The organism is Chloroflexus sp. MS-G (genome assembly GCF_000735195.1).
Lineage (GTDB): Bacteria > Chloroflexota > Chloroflexia > Chloroflexales > Chloroflexaceae > Chloroflexus.
In genome coordinates this window covers 1-18,754 of record NZ_JPIM01000038.1, presented here as the reverse complement: position 1 = coordinate 18,754, position 18,754 = coordinate 1, and the positions used below count along the sequence as shown (strand labels likewise).

12 protein-coding genes are annotated in these 18,754 nt (G+C 57.1%); 10 read left to right on the top strand and 2 right to left on the bottom strand.

Annotation, left to right across the window (positions count from 1 at the left end):
• Nucleotide 1 precedes the first annotated feature (1 nt).
• Nucleotides 2-388 carry a hypothetical protein gene (locus JE47_RS0108875; protein ID WP_031459410.1) on the bottom strand — a complete coding sequence of 129 codons (387 nt, stop codon included), beginning with the start codon at nucleotides 386-388 and terminating at the stop codon, nucleotides 2-4.
• Between the two features lie 167 nt (nucleotides 389-555).
• Here JE47_RS0108875 and JE47_RS0108870 point away from each other — a divergent pair, with 167 nt between their 5' ends.
• Nucleotides 556-1,746, top strand: coding sequence for an aminotransferase class I/II-fold pyridoxal phosphate-dependent enzyme (locus JE47_RS0108870; RefSeq protein ID WP_031459409.1), 1,191 nt, complete (start codon nucleotides 556-558; stop codon nucleotides 1,744-1,746).
• Nucleotides 1,747-1,768: 22 nt separating this feature from the next.
• Nucleotides 1,769-3,274: a carboxypeptidase M32 gene (locus tag JE47_RS0108865; RefSeq protein ID WP_031459408.1), complete on the top strand. Its 1,506-nt coding sequence runs from the start codon at nucleotides 1,769-1,771 to the stop codon at nucleotides 3,272-3,274.
• A 97-nt stretch (nucleotides 3,275-3,371) separates the two neighbouring features.
• Here the strand turns inward: JE47_RS0108865 and JE47_RS20460 are convergent, their stop codons facing one another.
• Nucleotides 3,372-3,698: a hypothetical protein gene (locus JE47_RS20460; protein ID WP_051871113.1), complete on the bottom strand. Its 327-nt coding sequence runs from the start codon at nucleotides 3,696-3,698 to the stop codon at nucleotides 3,372-3,374.
• Nucleotides 3,699-3,849: 151 nt separating this feature from the next.
• On the opposite strand from JE47_RS20460, the gene JE47_RS0108855 reads away from it, so the two are divergent.
• The 8 genes from JE47_RS0108855 to JE47_RS0108810 form a co-directional block, all read left to right on the top strand.
• Nucleotides 3,850-5,676 carry an ABC1 kinase family protein gene (locus tag JE47_RS0108855; protein ID WP_031459407.1) on the top strand — a complete coding sequence of 609 codons (1,827 nt, stop codon included), beginning with the start codon at nucleotides 3,850-3,852 and terminating at the stop codon, nucleotides 5,674-5,676.
• A 393-nt stretch (nucleotides 5,677-6,069) separates the two neighbouring features.
• Nucleotides 6,070-7,440 carry a GH1 family beta-glucosidase gene (locus tag JE47_RS0108850; RefSeq protein ID WP_031459406.1) on the top strand — a complete coding sequence of 457 codons (1,371 nt, stop codon included), beginning with the start codon at nucleotides 6,070-6,072 and terminating at the stop codon, nucleotides 7,438-7,440.
• A gap of 6 nt (nucleotides 7,441-7,446) precedes the next feature.
• Nucleotides 7,447-8,748, top strand: coding sequence for an MFS transporter (locus tag JE47_RS0108845; RefSeq protein ID WP_236631181.1), 1,302 nt, complete (start codon nucleotides 7,447-7,449; stop codon nucleotides 8,746-8,748).
• A gap of 302 nt (nucleotides 8,749-9,050) precedes the next feature.
• The gene (locus JE47_RS0108835) at nucleotides 9,051-10,151 is read left to right on the top strand and encodes a site-specific DNA-methyltransferase (protein WP_031459404.1); all 1,101 of its coding nucleotides are present in this window, start codon (nucleotides 9,051-9,053) and stop codon (nucleotides 10,149-10,151) included.
• A 180-nt stretch (nucleotides 10,152-10,331) separates the two neighbouring features.
• Complete coding sequence (locus JE47_RS21575) at nucleotides 10,332-10,769, top strand: hypothetical protein (RefSeq protein ID WP_152556029.1); 438 nt, start codon at nucleotides 10,332-10,334, stop codon at nucleotides 10,767-10,769.
• Between the two features lie 881 nt (nucleotides 10,770-11,650).
• Nucleotides 11,651-12,715: an NADH:flavin oxidoreductase/NADH oxidase gene (locus JE47_RS0108820; protein ID WP_031459402.1), complete on the top strand. Its 1,065-nt coding sequence runs from the start codon at nucleotides 11,651-11,653 to the stop codon at nucleotides 12,713-12,715.
• 17 nt (nucleotides 12,716-12,732) lie between these two features.
• Nucleotides 12,733-15,609: a helicase-related protein gene (locus tag JE47_RS0108815; protein WP_031459401.1), complete on the top strand. Its 2,877-nt coding sequence runs from the start codon at nucleotides 12,733-12,735 to the stop codon at nucleotides 15,607-15,609.
• A 13-nt stretch (nucleotides 15,610-15,622) separates the two neighbouring features.
• A partial coding sequence (locus JE47_RS0108810) for an Eco57I restriction-modification methylase domain-containing protein (RefSeq protein ID WP_051871111.1) occupies nucleotides 15,623-18,754 on the top strand: 3,132 nt, incomplete at its 3' end.

The window sequence follows — 18,754 nt, the reverse complement described above, 5'->3', positions numbered from 1 at the left end:
ATTATGCCTCGTCGTGCTTCTCGACGATCTGCACCTTGCTACTGGTCGGCTGCGTTGTCGGTTGGCGATTCCAGCTCAACAGTTGACCGAGTAGCGCCCACATTCGTTGTTCGACCTCGGCCTCGCGACCACGCAGCAATAGACTGACGCCACCCAGAATAAGAATACCCGGCCAGAGCAATTTGAACAGCGACAGCAGCGCCAGCCCAACTCCCCACAACAGAGCCTGTACTGCCTCATCGATGCGGCCAAGGTTGCGCTGACGGCGATAGATCACGATGCCACCACCGGCCAGCAGAGCAACCGGTACCAGCCACCACAGCCTGAAAATAGCGACCACACCAATCGTGATCAAGATCAGTCCGATCAAGCGTGTTTGATTGTTCATTGTTTATCTCCTCCGTAATGTGTGACCTCTTCGCTTCTATCGCTATGACGTAGCTTCAACTGCAAAAGTTGCAGCAGTCTGTGGTACCATAGTTGAAAGGTAATCGGATTTGCAAGCACATACAAGAAACATCTTCACACGCTGACGTTAGCTTTCAGGGGATCACAATGACTACACCACGCAGCGCTGAGCGGGTTCGTCAGTTTGGCACCACCATCTTCGCCGAAATGAGTGCTCTTGCCGTACAATGTGGCGCCGTCAACCTGGGCCAGGGTTTTCCCGATTTTGCCGGGCCAGAATGGGTTAAGCAAGCCGCAATTGACGCTATTTGCGCCGATGCCAATCAGTACGCGCCTTACATCGGTGTGCCACGCCTACGTGAAGCGATTGCCGCAACCTGGCAGGCGCAAGGGTGGCGTACTGTCGATCCGCAGACCGAGGTCACGATAACCAGTGGCGCGACCGAAGCTCTCTTTGGCGCCGTGCAGGCGTTGATCAATCCCGGTGATGAGGTGATTCTATTCGAGCCGTTTTACGATGCGTATCTGCCCGATGTAACAATGGCCGGTGGTATCCCCCGCTTTGTGCGCCTGCATCCTCCTACTGACGGTCAGCAAAACTGGTGGTTTGATCCGGCTGAATTGCAGGCTGCGTTCTCGTCACGTACCCGTCTACTGATGCTCAATACGCCCCACAATCCGACCGGTAAAGTATTTCGACGTCACGAGCTAGAACAGATCGCCGATCTCTGCCAGACTTACGACGTGATCGTGATTGCCGATGAAGTGTACGATCAACTCGTCTTCGCCGGTGCCGAGCACATTCCGATTGCAACACTGCCCGGTATGTGGGAGCGAACGCTCACCATCAACAGTTTGGGCAAGACATTTAGTCTGACCGGGTGGAAGATCGGTTACGCCGTTGGTGCGGCCCCCCTCATCGCCGCGCTACGGGCTGCACATCAGTGGATTACCTTTGCCACTGCAACCCCTTTACAATATGCGGCAGCAGTGGCGCTGGAAGGAGCGTTGCAGAACGGCTACTATGACCGGTTTCGCGCTGAGTATACGTCACGGTATCGCCTGCTCGAAGAGATTCTGATCAGCGCCGGTCTGCCCGTGTTGCCGACCGAAGGCAGCTATTTCCTGATGGCCGACATTTCGCCGACCGGCTTTCGCGACGATGTGACGTTCTGCCGCTACCTGACTACCGAAGTTGGCGTTGCGGCGATCCCACCTTCTGCCTTTTATGCCCGCCAAACCGATCTCCCGCTGCTTGCCCGCTTCTGTTTTGCCAAACGTGAAGAGACGCTGCGTGCTGCACAACAACGCTTGTTGGCCTGGCGACAGCGAAGCTGAAATCAGAAAGCGAGTGTCAACGATGGAACACCAACTGCAAGAACTACGTGCCCGTTTGCAAGAGATTGATGATTTAAACAGTGCTGCTGCTATCCTCAGTTGGGATCAGAGCACCTACATGCCGCCGGGTGGCGCAGCCGCCCGCGCCCGTCAACTCGCTACGCTTTCGCGGCTGGCTCACGAAAAGAGCACCGATCCCGAGCTAGGCAAGCTGCTGGCAGAACTGATGCCTTATGCCGAAACACTACCGTATGATCATCCCGATGCGGCACTGATCAGAGTGGCCCATCGCAACTACGAGCGGATGACGCGCATACCGACCGATTTGGTGAGTGAAATTGCTGCCCACACGGCGGCGAGTTATCACGCCTGGACCAAAGCACGGCCGGAGAATGATTTTGCAACGATGCTGCCCTACCTCGAACGCACCCTCGAGCTGAGCCGACGGGTAGCTGATTGCTTCCCTGGCTACGATCATCCGGCCGATCCATTGATCGATTTCAGCGATTACGGGATGCGCGCAGCAGTGATCCGTGAGCTGTTTGCCCGCTTGCGTGCTGAACTGACTCCGCTCATTCGGGCCATTGTGGCCCAACCGCCGATTGACGATTCGTGTCTGCGTCAGTATTACCCACGCAACGACCAACTGGCCTTCGGCGAGCACATTATCCGACGCTTTGGCTATGATTTTGAACGAGGTCGGCAAGACCTGACGCATCACCCCTTTATGACCAAGTTTTCGGTCGGCGATGTACGGATTACGACCCGCATCAACGAACATGATCTAGGTGACGGTCTGTTTAGCACGCTGCACGAATCAGGCCATGCCATGTACGAACAGGGAATCGATCCCGCCTTCGAGGCGACACCACTCTGTTCAGGGGTTTCGGCCGGCGTCCACGAGAGCCAATCGCGGCTCTGGGAAAATCTGATCGGGCGTTCACTGCCATTCTGGGAGTATTTCTATCCTGAACTACAACAGACATTCCCACAACAGTTGGGTCAGGTGCCACTCGACACCTTCTATCGTGCGATTAATCGGGTGCAACCGTCACTGATCCGCACTGACGCCGATGAGGTCACTTACAACCTGCACGTGATGATACGGTTTGATCTGGAACTGGCTTTACTTGAGGGCAACCTGAAGGTGCGCGATCTGCCAGAGGCGTGGAATGCGCGCTACGCCGAAGATTTGGGTGTGACGGTACCGGACTACCGTGACGGCGTGCTGCAAGATGTCCACTGGTTCGGTGGGTTAATTGGCGGCGCATTCCAGGGTTATACGTTGGGCAACATCCTCAGTGCGCAATTCCTGGCTGCTGCGCGGGCAGCACATCCGACGATTGATGAGGAGATCAGGCAGGGCGAATTCGCTACACTGCACGGCTGGCTGCGCGAGAACATTTATCGTTATGGCAGCATCTTCACGCCGAACGAACTGATCGAGCGCGCATCAGGCACTCCTCTGCGGATCGAGCCGTACATGGCGTACCTGCGTGAAAAGTACTCGGCGATCTATAACTTATAGTCAGACAATCAGGTCAGTCGGGGGCGACCATCCAGGCCGCCCCTGTGCTGCTGTATCCTATCACCTCAATCCTCGATCTGCGTTCGTCCCGTAGCGTTCAACAGGGATCCCGACTCGGCGGCGAGCTTTCATCGTCAGGTTCAGCTTCATGAAGTGAAGAAAGCTGAACAGCATCCATAATTAATACCAGTACTTGCTCGCGTGAGCGAGTGAGCATCTCGAGTTCAGTTAAGAGAAGGGAGAGGCGACGATAATCACGGCGAATGGCCTGTTCATCGGCAGAGGAGAGACCAGGACGTACCGTTGTGAGCCATTCGTCAAACGACGAGCGCTGAATAAGGAGTTCAGGTGAACCAAACTGACTGAGTCGAAGCCACAGTGTTGCCGCACTATTAGTTAGTAAACGAAGGCTATCAATCGTCATATTGTCAGTGATACCATAACCTATCCAACCCTTTTCCATGGGTATAAGGTACCCTCTGTATGGTAATTGGTCTTTCATTCTCTATGGATCGGTCGTGAGATTGAGTTTCACCTCTGGTATAATTTAAACGAAAGAATACTGGTAGGACATTATGCGTGAACCAATCTCAATTCAGGCAACTGACACCACAACCACTGTTCCCAAGCCGACCGAACCGCCCCGCTTCCGTCCGCGTGAGCGTTTCTTGCGCGTTTCATCATTTTTTCTCGGCGTCGTCATCCATATTTACATCTGGGATATTTTTCTCGCCCGCTTCGCCATCTTTCGCTGGTATGTCCAGCGCACCATGATCCGACGTTGGGTAAACATCGCCCGTCGGTTTCGTATGATGGCTGTTGAATTGGGCGGGATGCAGATTAAGCTCGGTCAGTTCCTTTCCTCGCGTGCCGACATCATTCCTGAAGTGGTACGCCGTGAATTAACCGGTCTCCAGGATGAAGTTCCTCCAGCACCTGCTGGGCATGTGCTGGAGGTCATTCTTGAAGAACTCGGCGCCCCACCCAGCGAAATCTTTCGCAGCTTCGAGACCGAATGCGTTGCGGCAGCGTCGCTCGGCCAGGTGCACTACGCTGTGTTGCACGATGGCCGTGAAGTCGCGGTTAAAGTGCAACGCCCCTGGATCGATAAAATTATCGAAGTTGATCTCAGTGCGGTGACGTGGGTGGTGCGGCTGATCAAGAATTATCCGCCCATCCGCCGACGCGCTGATTTAGAGGCCCTCTTAGCTGAGTTCGCCCGTGTCCTGGTGCAGGAACTGGATTATGTGCAGGAAGCCCGTTCGGCGGCTACTTTTCGGCAGAACTTCGCGAACCATCCGGGGATCTACATTCCTGAACCGATCTTCGAGTTAACCACTCGCCGCGTGCTGGTCATGGAACGGATCAGTGGTGTGAAGATCACCGATCTGCACACCCTCGATCAGTTGGGGGTCAGTCGCCTCGAACTGGCTGCCCGCCTCAACAACTGCTATCTCAAGCAATTCTTCATTGATGGCTTCTTCCACGCCGATCCGCATCCAGGGAATCTCTTTGTGCGCGTCGAGACGGGTCTGACGCCGGGGAAACCGACACCGCCGCCAGTATCGGCCAGTAATAATGGATATCACCCTATCGAGGCTGGATTGCCAATTGATACTGCACCGCCAGATGTACCATCCGGTACACCCTTCACCTTGATCTTCGTTGATTTTGGCATGGTCGGTCGGTTACCACCACAAACGATGGAGGTAATGCGGCAGGGCGTCCTGGGGTTGGCAACGAATGATGCCGATAGGATTCTGAATGCACTCGAACAGCTCAACATGATTTTGCCCGGCGCCGACCGTCGTGCGATCAAGAGTGCCATCGAGACGATGCTGCGTTATTCGTTCAATCGTACCGTGCGCGAGCTGACGAATCTCGATGTTGAGGCCATTATGGCCGAAACCAAAGACTTGATCTACGACCTGCCATTCCAGATTCCGCAAGACTTGCTCTATCTAGGGCGAGCGTTGAGTATGGTCGCCGGTCTGGCAACCGAAATCTACCCTGACATCAATCTGTTTGAAGAGTTACGTCCCTTCGCACGTGCGATGTTGGCGCAAGAGCAGCGCAATGGCAACTGGCTAGAGAAGTTCCAACAAGAGATCACCGAACTGGGTCAGATTCTCTTGGCTTTACCTCGTCAGATGGATGCCTACTACCGGGCGGCAAATCGGGGTGAACTGCAAACTCGTTCCGATTTGAGTCGCTTGGAACGGAGCATGAAACGAGTCGAGCGGGCTACTGACCGTCTGATGGGTGGAATGCTGGCAACTGGTCTGTTCCTCGGCGGGGTGCAGCTTCGCACTCGCGGGCTGGAACGCGAAGCGAAGCGAGCCTGGTGGGCAGCCGCGGCGGCTATTCTGTGGGCGCTCTGGCCACGGAATGATCGCTGGTAGGCCGCCCGGCCTGCTCAAACACCCTGTCTCACGTAACAGTGTAAAGCAAGTCATTGCGCACCCGTGTCCACCAACCTTGTAGGGGTGAACTGTCCCCACACATGGCGATCACAGCACCAGACCATCCGCACCGTCGGGTTCTACCCGGCGGCACCGCACCCTACCTGTCGGGGTTCAATCGTAGCGTAAGGCGTTCTTTTGCCCACAACCGGTTTCATCTGTTAACCCAGGATGAAGAGCCTCTCCTCTGCCAGGCTCTGACGCTCCCCGCTCCTTCTCACTCCGTCTCTTCAGGTCTGGTAAGATGGTATACAGGAGATCAGTACAAGACACCTTTGCCTCCTGCTACCGTTGCGACAACGGTAACACGATGAAGAGATACGGTAACCTTGTATGAACACGCAAGCCCATTTTCCACCCAATTTTCTCTGGGGCGCAGCGACCGCTGCCTATCAGATCGAAGGCGCATGGAACGAAGACGGTAAAGGTGAAAGTATCTGGGATCGCTTCGTGCGACGACCCGGTGCGATTGCCAATGGCGATACCGGCGATGTTGCCTGTGACCATTACCATCGCTACAAAGAGGATATCGATCACATGGCGGCATTAGGACTAAAGGCCTATCGCTTTAGCATCTCGTGGCCGCGCATCTTTCCTACCGGCGCCGGACAACCCAATCAACGCGGCCTCGACTTCTACCGGCGGCTGATTGATGGTCTCCATCAGCGTAACATTCTACCGGTTGCAACCCTCTATCACTGGGACCTGCCACAAGCGCTCGAAGATCGCGGTGGCTGGATGCAGCGCGACACCGCGTTGCGCTTCGCCGAATACGCCGACTACCTGTTTCGCACGATTGGCGGCGACGTTGCATTATGGGCCACCCACAACGAGCCGTTCATTCAGGCATTTTACGGCTACGGCAACGGCGAAAATGCCCCGGGAAAACGTGTCCCCTGGAAGGTACTGGCCGTCGTTCATCATCTGCTGTTATCGCACGGATTGGCTGTAAGCGCCTTTCGTGCTGTCTGTCCTCGACCGGCACGGAGCGATATGCCGTCACCTCAGATCGGCATCGTGTTGATGATATGGCCACAATATCCGGCCAGTGATCGACCTGCCGACCACAAAGCGGCCCAACGGATCGATGGCATCATGAACCGTCTCTTCCTCGAGCCACTGTTTTGTCGCCGCTACCCGGACGACATCATCAAACACTTCGCTCGTCGGTTTGTTTTTGCCCCGATTCGGCCCGGTGATCTTGAGATTATCGGCCAACCAATTGATTTTCTCGGTATCAATACCTACACCCGTCTTTTCAACACGGTGAATTGGCGTGAGCCGTTCGTAATGGCGAAACAGGTACCGGGGCCGTTACCGAAAACAGCAATGGGTTGGGAGATTTACCCTGATTGTATCATCGAGGCATTGCAAAAAGCCCGTCAATATACTTCCTTACCGCTGTACATCACCGAGAACGGTGCTGCATTCGACGACCCGGCGCCGTCGGCAACGGATCAGGTCGTCGAAGACCCGCAACGAGTAGCGTATTTACAGGCGCACATCGAAGCATGTCGGCGTGCGCTGGCCCTTGGCATTGATCTGCGCGGCTACTTCGTCTGGAGTCTGCTCGACAATTTTGAGTGGGCGAAGGGTTATAGTAAACGCTTCGGCATCATCTACACCGACTACGCGACGCAACGGCGAGTGTGGAAGCGCAGTGCATACGTCTACCGCGATATTATTGCGCATAACGGATTGTAGCCAGCGATGATCGCTCGCGCCGGTATGAACACAGCACAGCGCTACCTGTTGACGGTGGCGATGCTCACCGTTGGTTTGACGGTAGGCTGGCTATTTGCCACCATCGCCTACGCCGATCTCGGCTATGCCGGTTACCGTCTGCACGTGCCGTTATTCGGCGATCTGGCGTTGATCGGTCTGCTCAATAGCGTAGCGGTGCTGGCCGGCGGGTTGAGCGGCCCACCGGCATGGCAGGCAGTACGCTCCCTGGGCGCACGAGCGGCGCTGATCCTCGGTTGTCTCTTGCACAGTCTGGCACTGCTGACCTTAAGCCTGGCACCTGCCGCCGACAGGTTATCGCCGCTTACCGCATGGCTCCTGTTGGCCGGTGTGGCACTGAGCGGGCCGGCCAGTGTGCTGTTTAATCTGGCCGGCCCGCCGTTAATGATGCAACTGAGTGGCGCCGCCGGGCCGGATCGCCTCTTTGCCCGCAGTGCGGCACTGACATTGATCACTAACGGCGCCGCGAGTCTGCTCGGTGGTCAACTGACAACAGGATGGCGCTGGCTCTTCAGCGGCAGCACACCGATCCCCCCTTATCAGCTCAATGCGCTCCTAAGTGCGCTCGTCGTGATCCTGGCTGCTCTCCCGCTGGTGGGGTTGCGCGTGCAGCCTTTGCCGACGGCTACTGTCGTTGCCGGGAACAGATCGTTCAACGCCTTCTGGCGCGCAATCCGTCAGGGCCTGGTCTTTGTACCAGGCCCACTGCTGATTTCGCTGGGCGCTGCGCTCTTCATCCCCTATCTCAGTCTCTTCTTCCGCCAACGCTTTGCCGCATCTGATACCATCATCGGCCTGCTCCTGGCCTTGATCAGCCTGACTACCGGCCTGGCTACATTGCTTGGTCCACGGCTGGCCGCCCGATTCGGTAGACTCCCGGCAGTAGTCCTCACGCAGGCGCTGGCGATCCCGTGTCTAGTCGCACTCGCCTTTGCACCGACCTTACCCCTGGCCGCTCTAATAGCTATCGTGCGCGGAATGTTGATGAATATGGCGACACCGTTGTTTGAAGCAGAAGCCCTGGCGCAGGCCCCCCCTGCCCATCACGCGACGGTAACCGGTATGATCCGGGCTGCCGCATCGGTAGGCTACATCGCCGGCCCAACCCTCAGCGCCGAATTACAGGCGACCGCTGGCTTCACGACTATTTTTCTAATTGCCGCACTGTGCTACACCGCAGCAGTATTGGTAAATGCGGCAATCGTCGTGGGGCGCAGGAGTTCCCATCACTCAGGAATCAACCATCAGTCGGCGGAACATCACCGATGATCAATGACGTTGCTCATCAATCGCTGGCAAAGCGGCGCAGGTTGCAGCTTGCTTGCCTGCCAGTTTTGCGTATACTCTGAGGCAAGTGACGGCACTGCTATGAACAACAGCGACACGGCGACTATGCGACGATGGAAGCGCACCGCAGCATTGCCGTTCCAAGAGATATGGCGTCGGCAGAAGCAGAGCCTCATCCACCATTGCAGAAGTTCAAACCAATGATCAGGTAATCTGAGATGACCTGATCATCAAGCTGTGCATAACACCATGACTCAATAACGCAGGTTTGGAAGTGATCAACCATGACACTACCCTTGAATCAAATCATCGAAGGCGACTGCATCGAAACGCTTTCCACGTTCCCAGAGAAGTCTATTGACTTGATCTTTGCCGATCCACCTTATAATTTACAGTTACAAAACGAATTGCATCGCCCAAATATGACAAAAGTGGACGCAGTAGACGACCAGTGGGACAAGTTCGAGTCGCTACAAGCGTATGATGAATTTACCAGACGATGGCTCACTGCTTGCAAACGAGTTCTGAAACCAACCGGCACCATCTGGGTTATTGGTACCTACCACAATATCTTTCGCGTAGGAGCAATTATGCAAGATTTAGGGTTTTGGATTCTCAATGATGTCATTTGGATAAAAACAAATCCAATGCCCAATTTTCGCGGCGTGCGTTTTACCAATGCCCATGAAACCCTGATCTGGGCAAGTACTGGAAAGGGTGCAACATACACCTTCAATCACCAGGCGATGAAGGGCCTGAATGATGACAAACAAATGCGTTCCGACTGGTGGCTTCTATCGCTGGCAACAGGATCAGAACGAGTAAAAGATGATCATGGCGAGAAAGCCCACTCGACACAGAAACCTGAAGTACTACTGTACCGTGTCATCCTATCTTCCAGTAATCCTGGCGATGTCGTCCTCGATCCATTTTTCGGCAGTGGAACAACAGGAGTCGTAGCAAAACGACTGCATCGAAACTGGATCGGTGTAGAAAGAGAAAAGAAATACATCGAAATTGCCAGAAAACGCATAGACGCCGTTCAACCTGAGGTATTCAACCCCGTTGTGTTTGACGTGCGAAGTAAAGCGAAGACTGCACCGAGAGTTGAGTTCTCCACGCTCGTTGAACACGGGTATGTACAGCCTGGTCAAACATTATTTTTCAGGAAAGACACGAACAAAGTTGCCTTTATCAAACCTGATGCAAGACTTCGCACAGGCGATGGCTTCGAGGGTAGTATTCATCAAGCAGGCAGTTATTATATGAATAATGCGCCCTGTAACGGCTGGGAGCATTGGTTTGTCCAGGTGAACGGTCATTTCATTAGCCTTGGCGATCTCCGCGAACAATTTCGCATGGACATGGGTTTATACGACGAGTGATCAGATGCATGCCCCCGCCCCGCATTCAGCGGATCTGAAAGTTGCGTATGACCTGCCCGCCAAAACGCGGCTGTCAGGCGCTACAGCGTACAGTAGTGCTGCATCGCTCGCTCTGAAATCGGCTCTAACCGCAAGTTCCGCCAGAACCGGTTTCTAACGGTAGTTCAGTATTGCATCGATATGGCTCTCGCATTAGCCGAGATTCGCCGCGTCTGCACAGAAAGCGCCCCCATACTCTTGATCCTCGGACGAGAGTCAAAAGTCCACAAGACGGCCTTTTACAACAGTCAGATCGTCGAGCGCCTTGCCAGCGAGATTATTGGTTTCCGGCTCCATCTGAAACAGGAGCGCGTATTCACCAACAGGTTCGGGCAGAGGATTTACGAAGATATCCTTCATTTGTCGCCACAGCCAGGTTATTCCCGATCTAAGCAGACGATCGTCGAAGGCGCGAGACATCTCGGCAGGGAGGTTCTTTTGGAGGCAGTTGAGCGCACGCCAAGCAATCGAAGGCACTACCTGCGCGGCGCAATTGCTGATGCAGATCGGGTCGAAGCATCACCGATCCTGGCCGTAGATCTGTGTTATCGATTGCGATTATTGGGATTGGGAGCCTGATCGTATTGACATTATTTGCGTCAAACACGACGGCATTCGGAGGTATTGTGACATACTTATTTTCTGACATACGTTGAACCCCGCGCCAGGCAGCTTCGTTCTGCAGGCCACATACCTGCCGTTCACAAGAACGTTTCCTGTGCTTTCACCTGCAATGGTTCATCACACGGGAAGAGACTCGTGCTATCCGCGCAAGGTGTACGGCTTGCTTCTCCACCGATGTTGTGTGTACGGTCAGTAGGGCTTTTCGGAGTTCTCGGCTTCGGATTGCATTCGATGACCAGACGATTCAGAGATGGGCTACGCTGCTGAGCTACGCTAGCGCGGGCGGATTTGGAACCCGCATCTACCGACGCCTGGCCCCCCTCACCTTCCCCCCGACCCCCTTGCCTCTCCCACCAGGGGCGAGGAAGGAGGTTGAGGCTTCATCCTCTAGCTGCTTGAAGTAGCACCCGCGCCCGGCGCTGAAATACGTCAGTACGAGCGGGTTTGGAACCCGCCCCTCCAATGGTTTCCCTGGGTGCGCGGGCCTCCGGCCCGCAGTGTGCGGGGCGTGGTGATAGACCATCGGTTAGCGCATCAGCACACCAGCGCGAGCGGGTTGGAAACCCGCCCCTACTGACGCATGCCCCCTTTCATGTTATCAGGCGGTCAGTAAGCGAGGCGAGTGATGACGTAAGTTGGAAACCCGCCTCTACTGACGCATACCTTTCCCCCGCACCGCCCGTCTCTCCCCGTGTTGCGCCCCATCTCTCCGTGTTGCGTGCTCTCTTCTCCTCATTGCTCCCTCTTCTCCCCTCTTTTCTCCCAACTTGCCCGTACAGCCCGAATAACGGTATACTGACAGCGGAACAGTCGCTTGTGGAATTGGAATCAGCTCTATGCAACCTCATCTGTTTACACCACTAACCATCGGTGATGTCACCTTGCGGAATCGCATCGGTATGTCGCCGATGTGCCAGTACAGCGCCAACGATGGCTTCCCAGGTGATTGGCACGTGATGCACCTGGGTGCGCGCGCTGCCGGTGGCGTCGGTCTGGTCATTCTAGAAGCCACCGCGGTGTCGCCTGAAGGTCGAATTTCGCCCTTCGACCTCGGTATCTGGAGCGATGAACACATTCCGGCGCTCGCCCGCCTGGTACGCCTGATCGAGAGCCTTGGGGCAGTGGCCGGGATTCAGTTGGCACACGCCGGCCGAAAGGCAAGTATGGGCCGACCGTGGGAAGGGAGTAAGCTGGTGCCCCCCGAAGCTGGTGGCTGGTCGGTGGTGGGGCCAACCGCCGAGCCGTTTGCTCCTGGCTATCCAACGCCGAACCCGCTTGATGCGCGAGGAATCGCGAAAGTGGTTGATGATTTCGCCGCCGCTACCCGCCGGGCATTGGCTGCCGGTTTTCGTTGGGTCGAGATTCACGCCGCTCATGGTTATCTGCTCCACAACTTCCTCTCACCTATCGGAAATACGCGCAGTGATGCCTATGGCGGTGATCTGCATGGCCGTGCGCGTCTGTTACGCAAAGTAACTGCCGCAGTACGGGCAGCGTGGCCAGCTCACTTGCCGCTCGCCGTGCGGCTGTCTTGTACCGATTGGACGCCAGCCGGTCTGACGATTGCCGATACAGTGGAAGTAGCCCGCATGCTGCGAGCCGAGGGGGTTGATCTGATCGATTGTAGTTCGGGGGGAATTGCGCCAGGTATTACCATCCCGGTTGGCGAAGGGTATCAGGTACCGTTTGCCGCACAGGTGCGCCGTGAAGCCCACATTGCGACCGCAGCGGTTGGGATGATTACCCGGCCCGAACACGCCGATGCGATTGTGCGTAACGGTGATGCCGATCTGGTCTTGTTGGGGCGCGAGCTGTTGCGCGATCCAAACTGGCCGCTCCGTGCCGCCCGCGCTCTCGGTTATGAACTGGCGCCGCCACCACAGTATCTGCGGGCTTGGTAAGTTTCGAGGAGAGGTCTATGCCCACACCTGGTTCGATTGTACGCTGTCGGGAACGCGATTGGGTGCTCTTGCCGAGTACTGACGACGATCGCCTGTTGCTGCGCCCGTTGACCGGACGAAGTGATGAGGTGGTGGCGATCTCGCGGCAGTTGAGTGAGGTCCTGAGGTACGACCTGCCGACCGAGGCGGTGAGTGATGCGCATTTCCCACTGCCCACCTTAGACGACATCCAGGACGCGCAGGCGACGATGTTGCTCTGGCAAGCGGCCCGCATGGCGCTGCGCGATGGCGCCACGCCGTTGCGTTCGCCGGGGCGGATCTCGATCCGGCCTCGATTGTATCAGTTTGTGCCACTGCTGATGGCGCTACGCCTGCAACCGGTACGACTGCTGATCGCCGATGATGTTGGCGTGGGGAAGACGATTGAAGCCCTGCTGATTGCCCGTGAACTGTGGGATCGGGGTGAGATTCGCCGGCTGGCCGTGCTCTGTCCGCCGTACCTCTGCGAGCAGTGGCAACACGAATTGCAGCAGAAGTTTCAGCTCGATGCAGTTGTGCTACGCCCCGGAACAATTACGCAGCTCGAACGGCAAACACCGCGCGGGCGCGACATCTACCAGCATTTCCCGGTGCAGGTGATTAGCATCGATTGGCTCAAGCTGGATCGGAATCGTTACCGTTTCCTGCAATTTTGTCCTGACCTGGTGATTGTTGATGAAGCCCATAGTGCGGTACCGGCCGCCGAAACGGGACGGCAGTTGCGCTATGAGTTGGTGCGCGAGATTGCTGCTGAACGTAACCGTCATCTGATTCTGCTGACGGCAACGCCGCATAGTGGCGCACCGGCGACGTTCCGTTCACTGATTGGATTGCTCGATCCGGAATTTGCCGATTGGGATGTGAGCAATCTGAACGAAAAACAGCGGCTCCGTCTGGCCCGGCATTTTGTTCAGCGTACCCGCGCCGACATCGAACACGGCTGGGCCGATGGCCTGCCCTGTTTTCCTCAACGTGAGTTGCTCGATGAGCAGTATCAACTCACGCCTGCCTATCACGAACTCTTTCACGATGTGTATGCCTTCTGCGCCGGCCTGGTCAGCAGTGGTACGACATTGCGCGAGTCCCAGCGGCGGGTGCGTTACTGGGCAGCGCTTTCCCTGTTACGCTGTGTGATGTCTAGTCCGGCAGCGGCAGTTGCTGCTTTGCGCAATCGATCAATTCGCCTGAACGATGATGATGATGCCGCAGTTGACGATACCTTCTGGCAAGGGTTGGTGTTTGAAGCCGACGAGACCGAGACCGATGATGAGCCACCCGCTGCGGTGATCGAACAGGCGGAAACGCACTTTGCTGAGCCTGAACAACGCCGTTTGAGACGGTTTGCCGCACGCGCCGAGCAGATCGCACGCGAGGGGCAAGATGCCAAATTGACCGGCGTGATCGCACTTACCCGTCGTCTGCTCAACGATGGCTATGCGCCGATTATCTGGTGTCGCTATGTGGCGACCGCAGAGTATGTGGCTCAGGCGCTGCGCACCCAGCTCCCCGCTGTGCATATAACGCTGGTGACTGGGCGGATGGGTGAAGAGGAGCGTCGGCGAGTGATTGCCGATGTGCCGAACGATCAGAAGCGCGTCCTGGTTGCCACCGATTGCATCTCCGAGGGGATCAACCTTCACGAACGCTACAATGCCGCCATTCACTATGATCTGCCCTGGAATCCGAATCGTCTCGAACAACGCGAAGGCCGCATTGATCGCTATGGTCAGATCGCGCCCAAAGTGGTGACCATCCGCTACTATGGGCTTAACAACGAAGTTGATGGTGTGGTCATTGATGTCTTGTTGCGCAAAGCCCGCGAAATTCGCCGCGCACTCGGCACCCATGTGCCGGTGCCTTCCGAAAGTGTGGTTGAAGCCCTCACGCAGGCGCTTTTCTTGCGCCGGGGAACCCACGCTCAGCAATTGACGCTAGAGCTAGAGGCGCCGGCCACGCAAGAGCTGCATCGGCGTTGGGAAGAAGCGGTTGCGCGGGAACGTATAACCCGGACGCGCTTTGCCCAACATGCGCTCAAGCTGGCCGATGTGCAACCTATTCTGGAAACAACCGACCGCGTGCTCGGCGATCCGGCAGAGGTGTGTTCGTTTGTCCTCACGGCTGCTAAACGTCTCGGTATCGCGATCCGTCAACATCCGCGCCAGGCCGATGTGCTGCTCGTCGAAGCCGCATCCACCACCCCAGACGTTATCCGAAGCGTAATCGCAGACCGACCACAGCCCTGGCCGATCAGTTTTGTTTCCCCGACGCCAGCCGGTGCCGAGTACGTGGGGCGCAATCATCGGTTGGTCAGCACGTTGAGCAGCTATCTGTTTGAAGTCGCTCTCGTTCGCACCGGTCGCATCAGCAGTGCACCGGCGCCGGTTGCCCGCCTCGGTGTCATTCGCACCAACACTGTGGCCCGGCTGACGGTCTTGATCTTGTTGCGGGCACGCTATCTGGTCAATCTGCCGGCGCGTCAGCATCCACTCCTCGCCGAAGAGGCACTGATCAGTGGATTTGTGTTTGAGGCTGGCAACGAACGCCGCTGGCTCACTGAGGCTGAAGCTCGTCACCTGCTGACGACAGCCCAACCCGACGCGAATCTATCGGCTGACGAAAAACGCGAGCTGGCCGAGATGGTACTAGCCGAATTCGGTGAGGCGCATCAAGACCATCCCCTGTGGGCAGCGTTGCACCACCAAACCCGACAACGGGCCGATGATCTCAGGCGTTCGTACCGCGATCTGCGCCAGGCCATTCAGGAATATGTCCAGGGATTACAGGTCACACCAATTTTTCCACCCGATCTACTGGGGATTCTGATCTTGCAGCCGATGCCACGACGGCCAGGATGATTTCTCAACGCCTATGACACCATCGATCCGCATTGAAGGTGGACTATTTTCCTCCGACTTACTCGAACAACTCGACCGGAACGATTTGCCCGGCCAGCGGGCAGCCGATTTTGGGATCGCCGGATCACTGTCCGATGAGGTTGCTGCCGTGTTTGGCGAAGCCCGTGCGCTCTGGGATATGTTTCAGCAACGGCTCCAACGACTTGGCGATCAGTCGTCACCAGCGCAGATTACTCGCGTGACCCGCAATCAGTGGCATATTCCGTTTTTCAGTCTGCTCGGCTATGACCTTCAGCCGAACCCTGAACCCTTTCAGATCGGACAGCTTGTCTTCCCGATTTCGCACCGCGCCGGGTCACTTCCTGATGCTCCCCCGGTACACCTTGTCGCGGTCACTCAACCACTGGGGAGCGTTGATCCGACCACCCGCCCACGCTGGTCACCGCATGTACTCGTGCAACAGTACCTCAACCAGAGCGATGCCCTGTGGGGCATTGTCGCCAATGGTTCACTGGTACGCCTGCTGCGCACCTCTTCGCTCATCAGCCGTCAGTCGTACCTCGAAATCGACCTGGCGTCCATCTTCGCCGAGAATCGCTTCGACGATTTCTTTCGCGCCTATCGCCTGCTGCATCGCTCGCGGCTCCCGCAGGGCCATGCCGACGCCGAACGCTGCCTGCTCGAACAGTATTACCGCACCGCACTCGAACAGGGTGGGCGCGTCCGCGAACGCTTGCGCGAAGGCGTTGAGCAGGCGATTAGCACCCTCGCCGATGGCTTCCTCGCCACCGGCTATCAACCGCCAGACGCCTTTCAGTTCTACCGCGATCTGCTGCGCCTGGTCTACCGTATCCTCTTTTTGCTCGTCGCCGAACAGCGAGGACTGTTCGGCGAAACCGACCTCTACCGCGATCATTACAGCATCTCGCGGCTGGTACAGCTGAGCAGCGAACGAAACGCCTACACCGACGATGTTGACCTCTGGCACAGTGTTCGTGCGCTCTGGTACGTGCTGCGCGACGAGAAACTGGCAGAGAAGCTGGGGGTAGCGCCACTCAACGGCGACCTCTTTACCGAACTGCCGCTCGATCATTGTCGGTTGCGCAATCGCGACCTGTTGAGCGCAATCTGGCGGCTGGCCTGGTACCGACCAACCGAACGCGAACAGCCCCGCCGGGTCAACTACGCCGCACTAGATACCGAAGAGCTAGGGTCAGTCTACGAGAGCCTACTCGACTATCACCCGGTCATTACGGGTGGAACATTTACGTTATCGCTTGGCTCGGAACGTAAGACCACCGGCTCGTACTACACACCGCCGCAACTGGTGCAAGAACTGGTCACGAGTACCCTCAAGCCAGTCTTAGCGGAACGGCTCCAAGCTGCGCGTACCCAGGAAGCCAAAATCGCTGCCCTCCTGAACCTCAAGGTGCTCGACCCGGCGTGCGGCTCCGGGCATTTTCTGCTGGCCGCTGCCCGTTACCTTGGCCGCGAACTGGCCCGTCTCCGTTCCCAGGAGGACGAACCTTCCCCCGATGCCGTGCGCCAAAGCGTGCGCGAGGTGATCGCCCACTGCATCTACGGAGTTGACAAGAACCCGCTGGCAGTGGAACTCTGCCGCGTGGCCCTGTGGCTGGAGGCCCACTGCGCCGGCAAGCCCCTCACCTTCCTGGATCACCACATCAAGTGCGGCGATTCGCTGGTGGGTGTCTTGGATTTGGCGATTTTGGAAAAGGGCATCCCCGATGAAGCCTTTACCCCGGTTAGCGCTGACTCCAAGGAGGCTGCCCGCTCGCTAAAGCAGCGCAATCGCACCGAGTGCCAGAGTTTGCAAACAGGGCAGCTTTCCCTTGCTTTTGACACTGACCAGGTGGTGGCTGAGCTTAGCCAGGAGCGACAGAAGCTAGAAGCCATTCCAGACAACTCCCCGGCAGAGGTTAGCCGCAAGCAGCAGCTCTACAGCCGCTACTGCCAAGACCCGCAACACCAAAAGCTAGTGGAAGCCTGCAACCTGTGGACAGCCGCTTTTTTCCAGCCCTTGATCCCTGACTTCTTTAGGGCCATTACCACCCAAGCCGTGGCTGATCGACTGCAGGAGAGAACCCCCTCCCAGGCCCTTGCCACTGCTCAGGCCCTCGCTGTCGAGAATCGGTTTTTCCACTGGCCGCTGGAGTTCCCGGAGGTGTTTGAAAGTGGCGGCTTTGATGTGATCCTCTCCAACCCGCCCTGGGAGCAAATTCAACTGGAAGAGCAGGAATTCTTCGCCAGCCGCGATGCCCAGATCGCCCGCGCCTCTAATGCCGCCGCCCGCAAACGGCTGATCGCCGACCTACCCAAGACCAACCCCGCCCTCTGGCACGACTACCAGCGTGCCCTGCACGGCGCCGAAAGCACCAGCCGCTTTTTACGGGGCAGTGGTCAATATCCCCTCGCCGGCCACGGCCGTATCAACACCTACTCGGTCTTTGCCGAACGGGTGCGTAGCCTGCTCAATATCCGGGGGCGGGCGGGCATCATCGTCCCCACCGGCATCGCCACCGACGCGACCAACCAGTTCTTCTTCGCCGATCTGGTGGAAAAAGGGCAACTGGCAAGTCTGTTCGATTTTGAGAACCGCCAGCGACTCTTTCCGGCAGTGGATAGCCGCATGAAATTCTGCCTGCTCACCCTCACTTGCAGCCGTACCCAGACCGACGCCACCACCTTTACCTTCTTCGCCACCCGCACCGAACATCTGCGCGACCCGCGCCGTGCCTTTCGCCTGAGCGCCACCGACATCGCCCGCATCAACCCCAACACCCGCACCCTGCCCGTCTTCCGCACTCGCCAGGATGCCGACCTGACCAGAGCTATCTACGAGCGCGTGCCGGTTCTGGTGAACGACTCCCCTCTTCCTAAGGGAGAGGGGCTGGGGGTGAGGGTCAACCCCTGGGGCGTGCAGTTTAAGCAGGGGTTGTTCAATATGTCTTCTGACTCGCACCTCTTCCGCACCCGTGCAGAGCTGGAAGCCCAGGGCTACCGACTGGTGGGGAATGTGTTTGTGCCCTCACCCCCTAGCCCCCTCTCCCGCGCTGCGGGAGAGGGGGGAGAACCCTCACCCCCTAGCCCCCTCTCCCACGCTGCGGGAGAGGGGGGATGGCCCTCA

Bases quoted from the DNA above. Each gene is read 5' to 3' on its own strand.
- JE47_RS0108875 (WP_031459410.1), bottom strand. From the start codon at position 388: ATGAACAATCAAACACGCTTGATCGGACTGATCTTGATCACGATTGGT.
- JE47_RS0108870 (WP_031459409.1), top strand. From the start codon at position 556: ATGACTACACCACGCAGCGCTGAGCGGGTTCGTCAGTTTGGCACCACC.
- JE47_RS0108865 (WP_031459408.1), top strand. From the start codon at position 1,769: ATGGAACACCAACTGCAAGAACTACGTGCCCGTTTGCAAGAGATTGAT.
- JE47_RS20460 (WP_051871113.1), bottom strand. From the start codon at position 3,698: ATGACGATTGATAGCCTTCGTTTACTAACTAATAGTGCGGCAACACTG.
- JE47_RS0108855 (WP_031459407.1), top strand. From the start codon at position 3,850: ATGCGTGAACCAATCTCAATTCAGGCAACTGACACCACAACCACTGTT.
- JE47_RS0108850 (WP_031459406.1), top strand. From the start codon at position 6,070: ATGAACACGCAAGCCCATTTTCCACCCAATTTTCTCTGGGGCGCAGCG.
- JE47_RS0108845 (WP_236631181.1), top strand. From the start codon at position 7,447: ATGATCGCTCGCGCCGGTATGAACACAGCACAGCGCTACCTGTTGACG.
- JE47_RS0108835 (WP_031459404.1), top strand. From the start codon at position 9,051: ATGACACTACCCTTGAATCAAATCATCGAAGGCGACTGCATCGAAACG.
- JE47_RS21575 (WP_152556029.1), top strand. From the start codon at position 10,332: ATGGCTCTCGCATTAGCCGAGATTCGCCGCGTCTGCACAGAAAGCGCC.
- JE47_RS0108820 (WP_031459402.1), top strand. From the start codon at position 11,651: ATGCAACCTCATCTGTTTACACCACTAACCATCGGTGATGTCACCTTG.
- JE47_RS0108815 (WP_031459401.1), top strand. From the start codon at position 12,733: ATGCCCACACCTGGTTCGATTGTACGCTGTCGGGAACGCGATTGGGTG.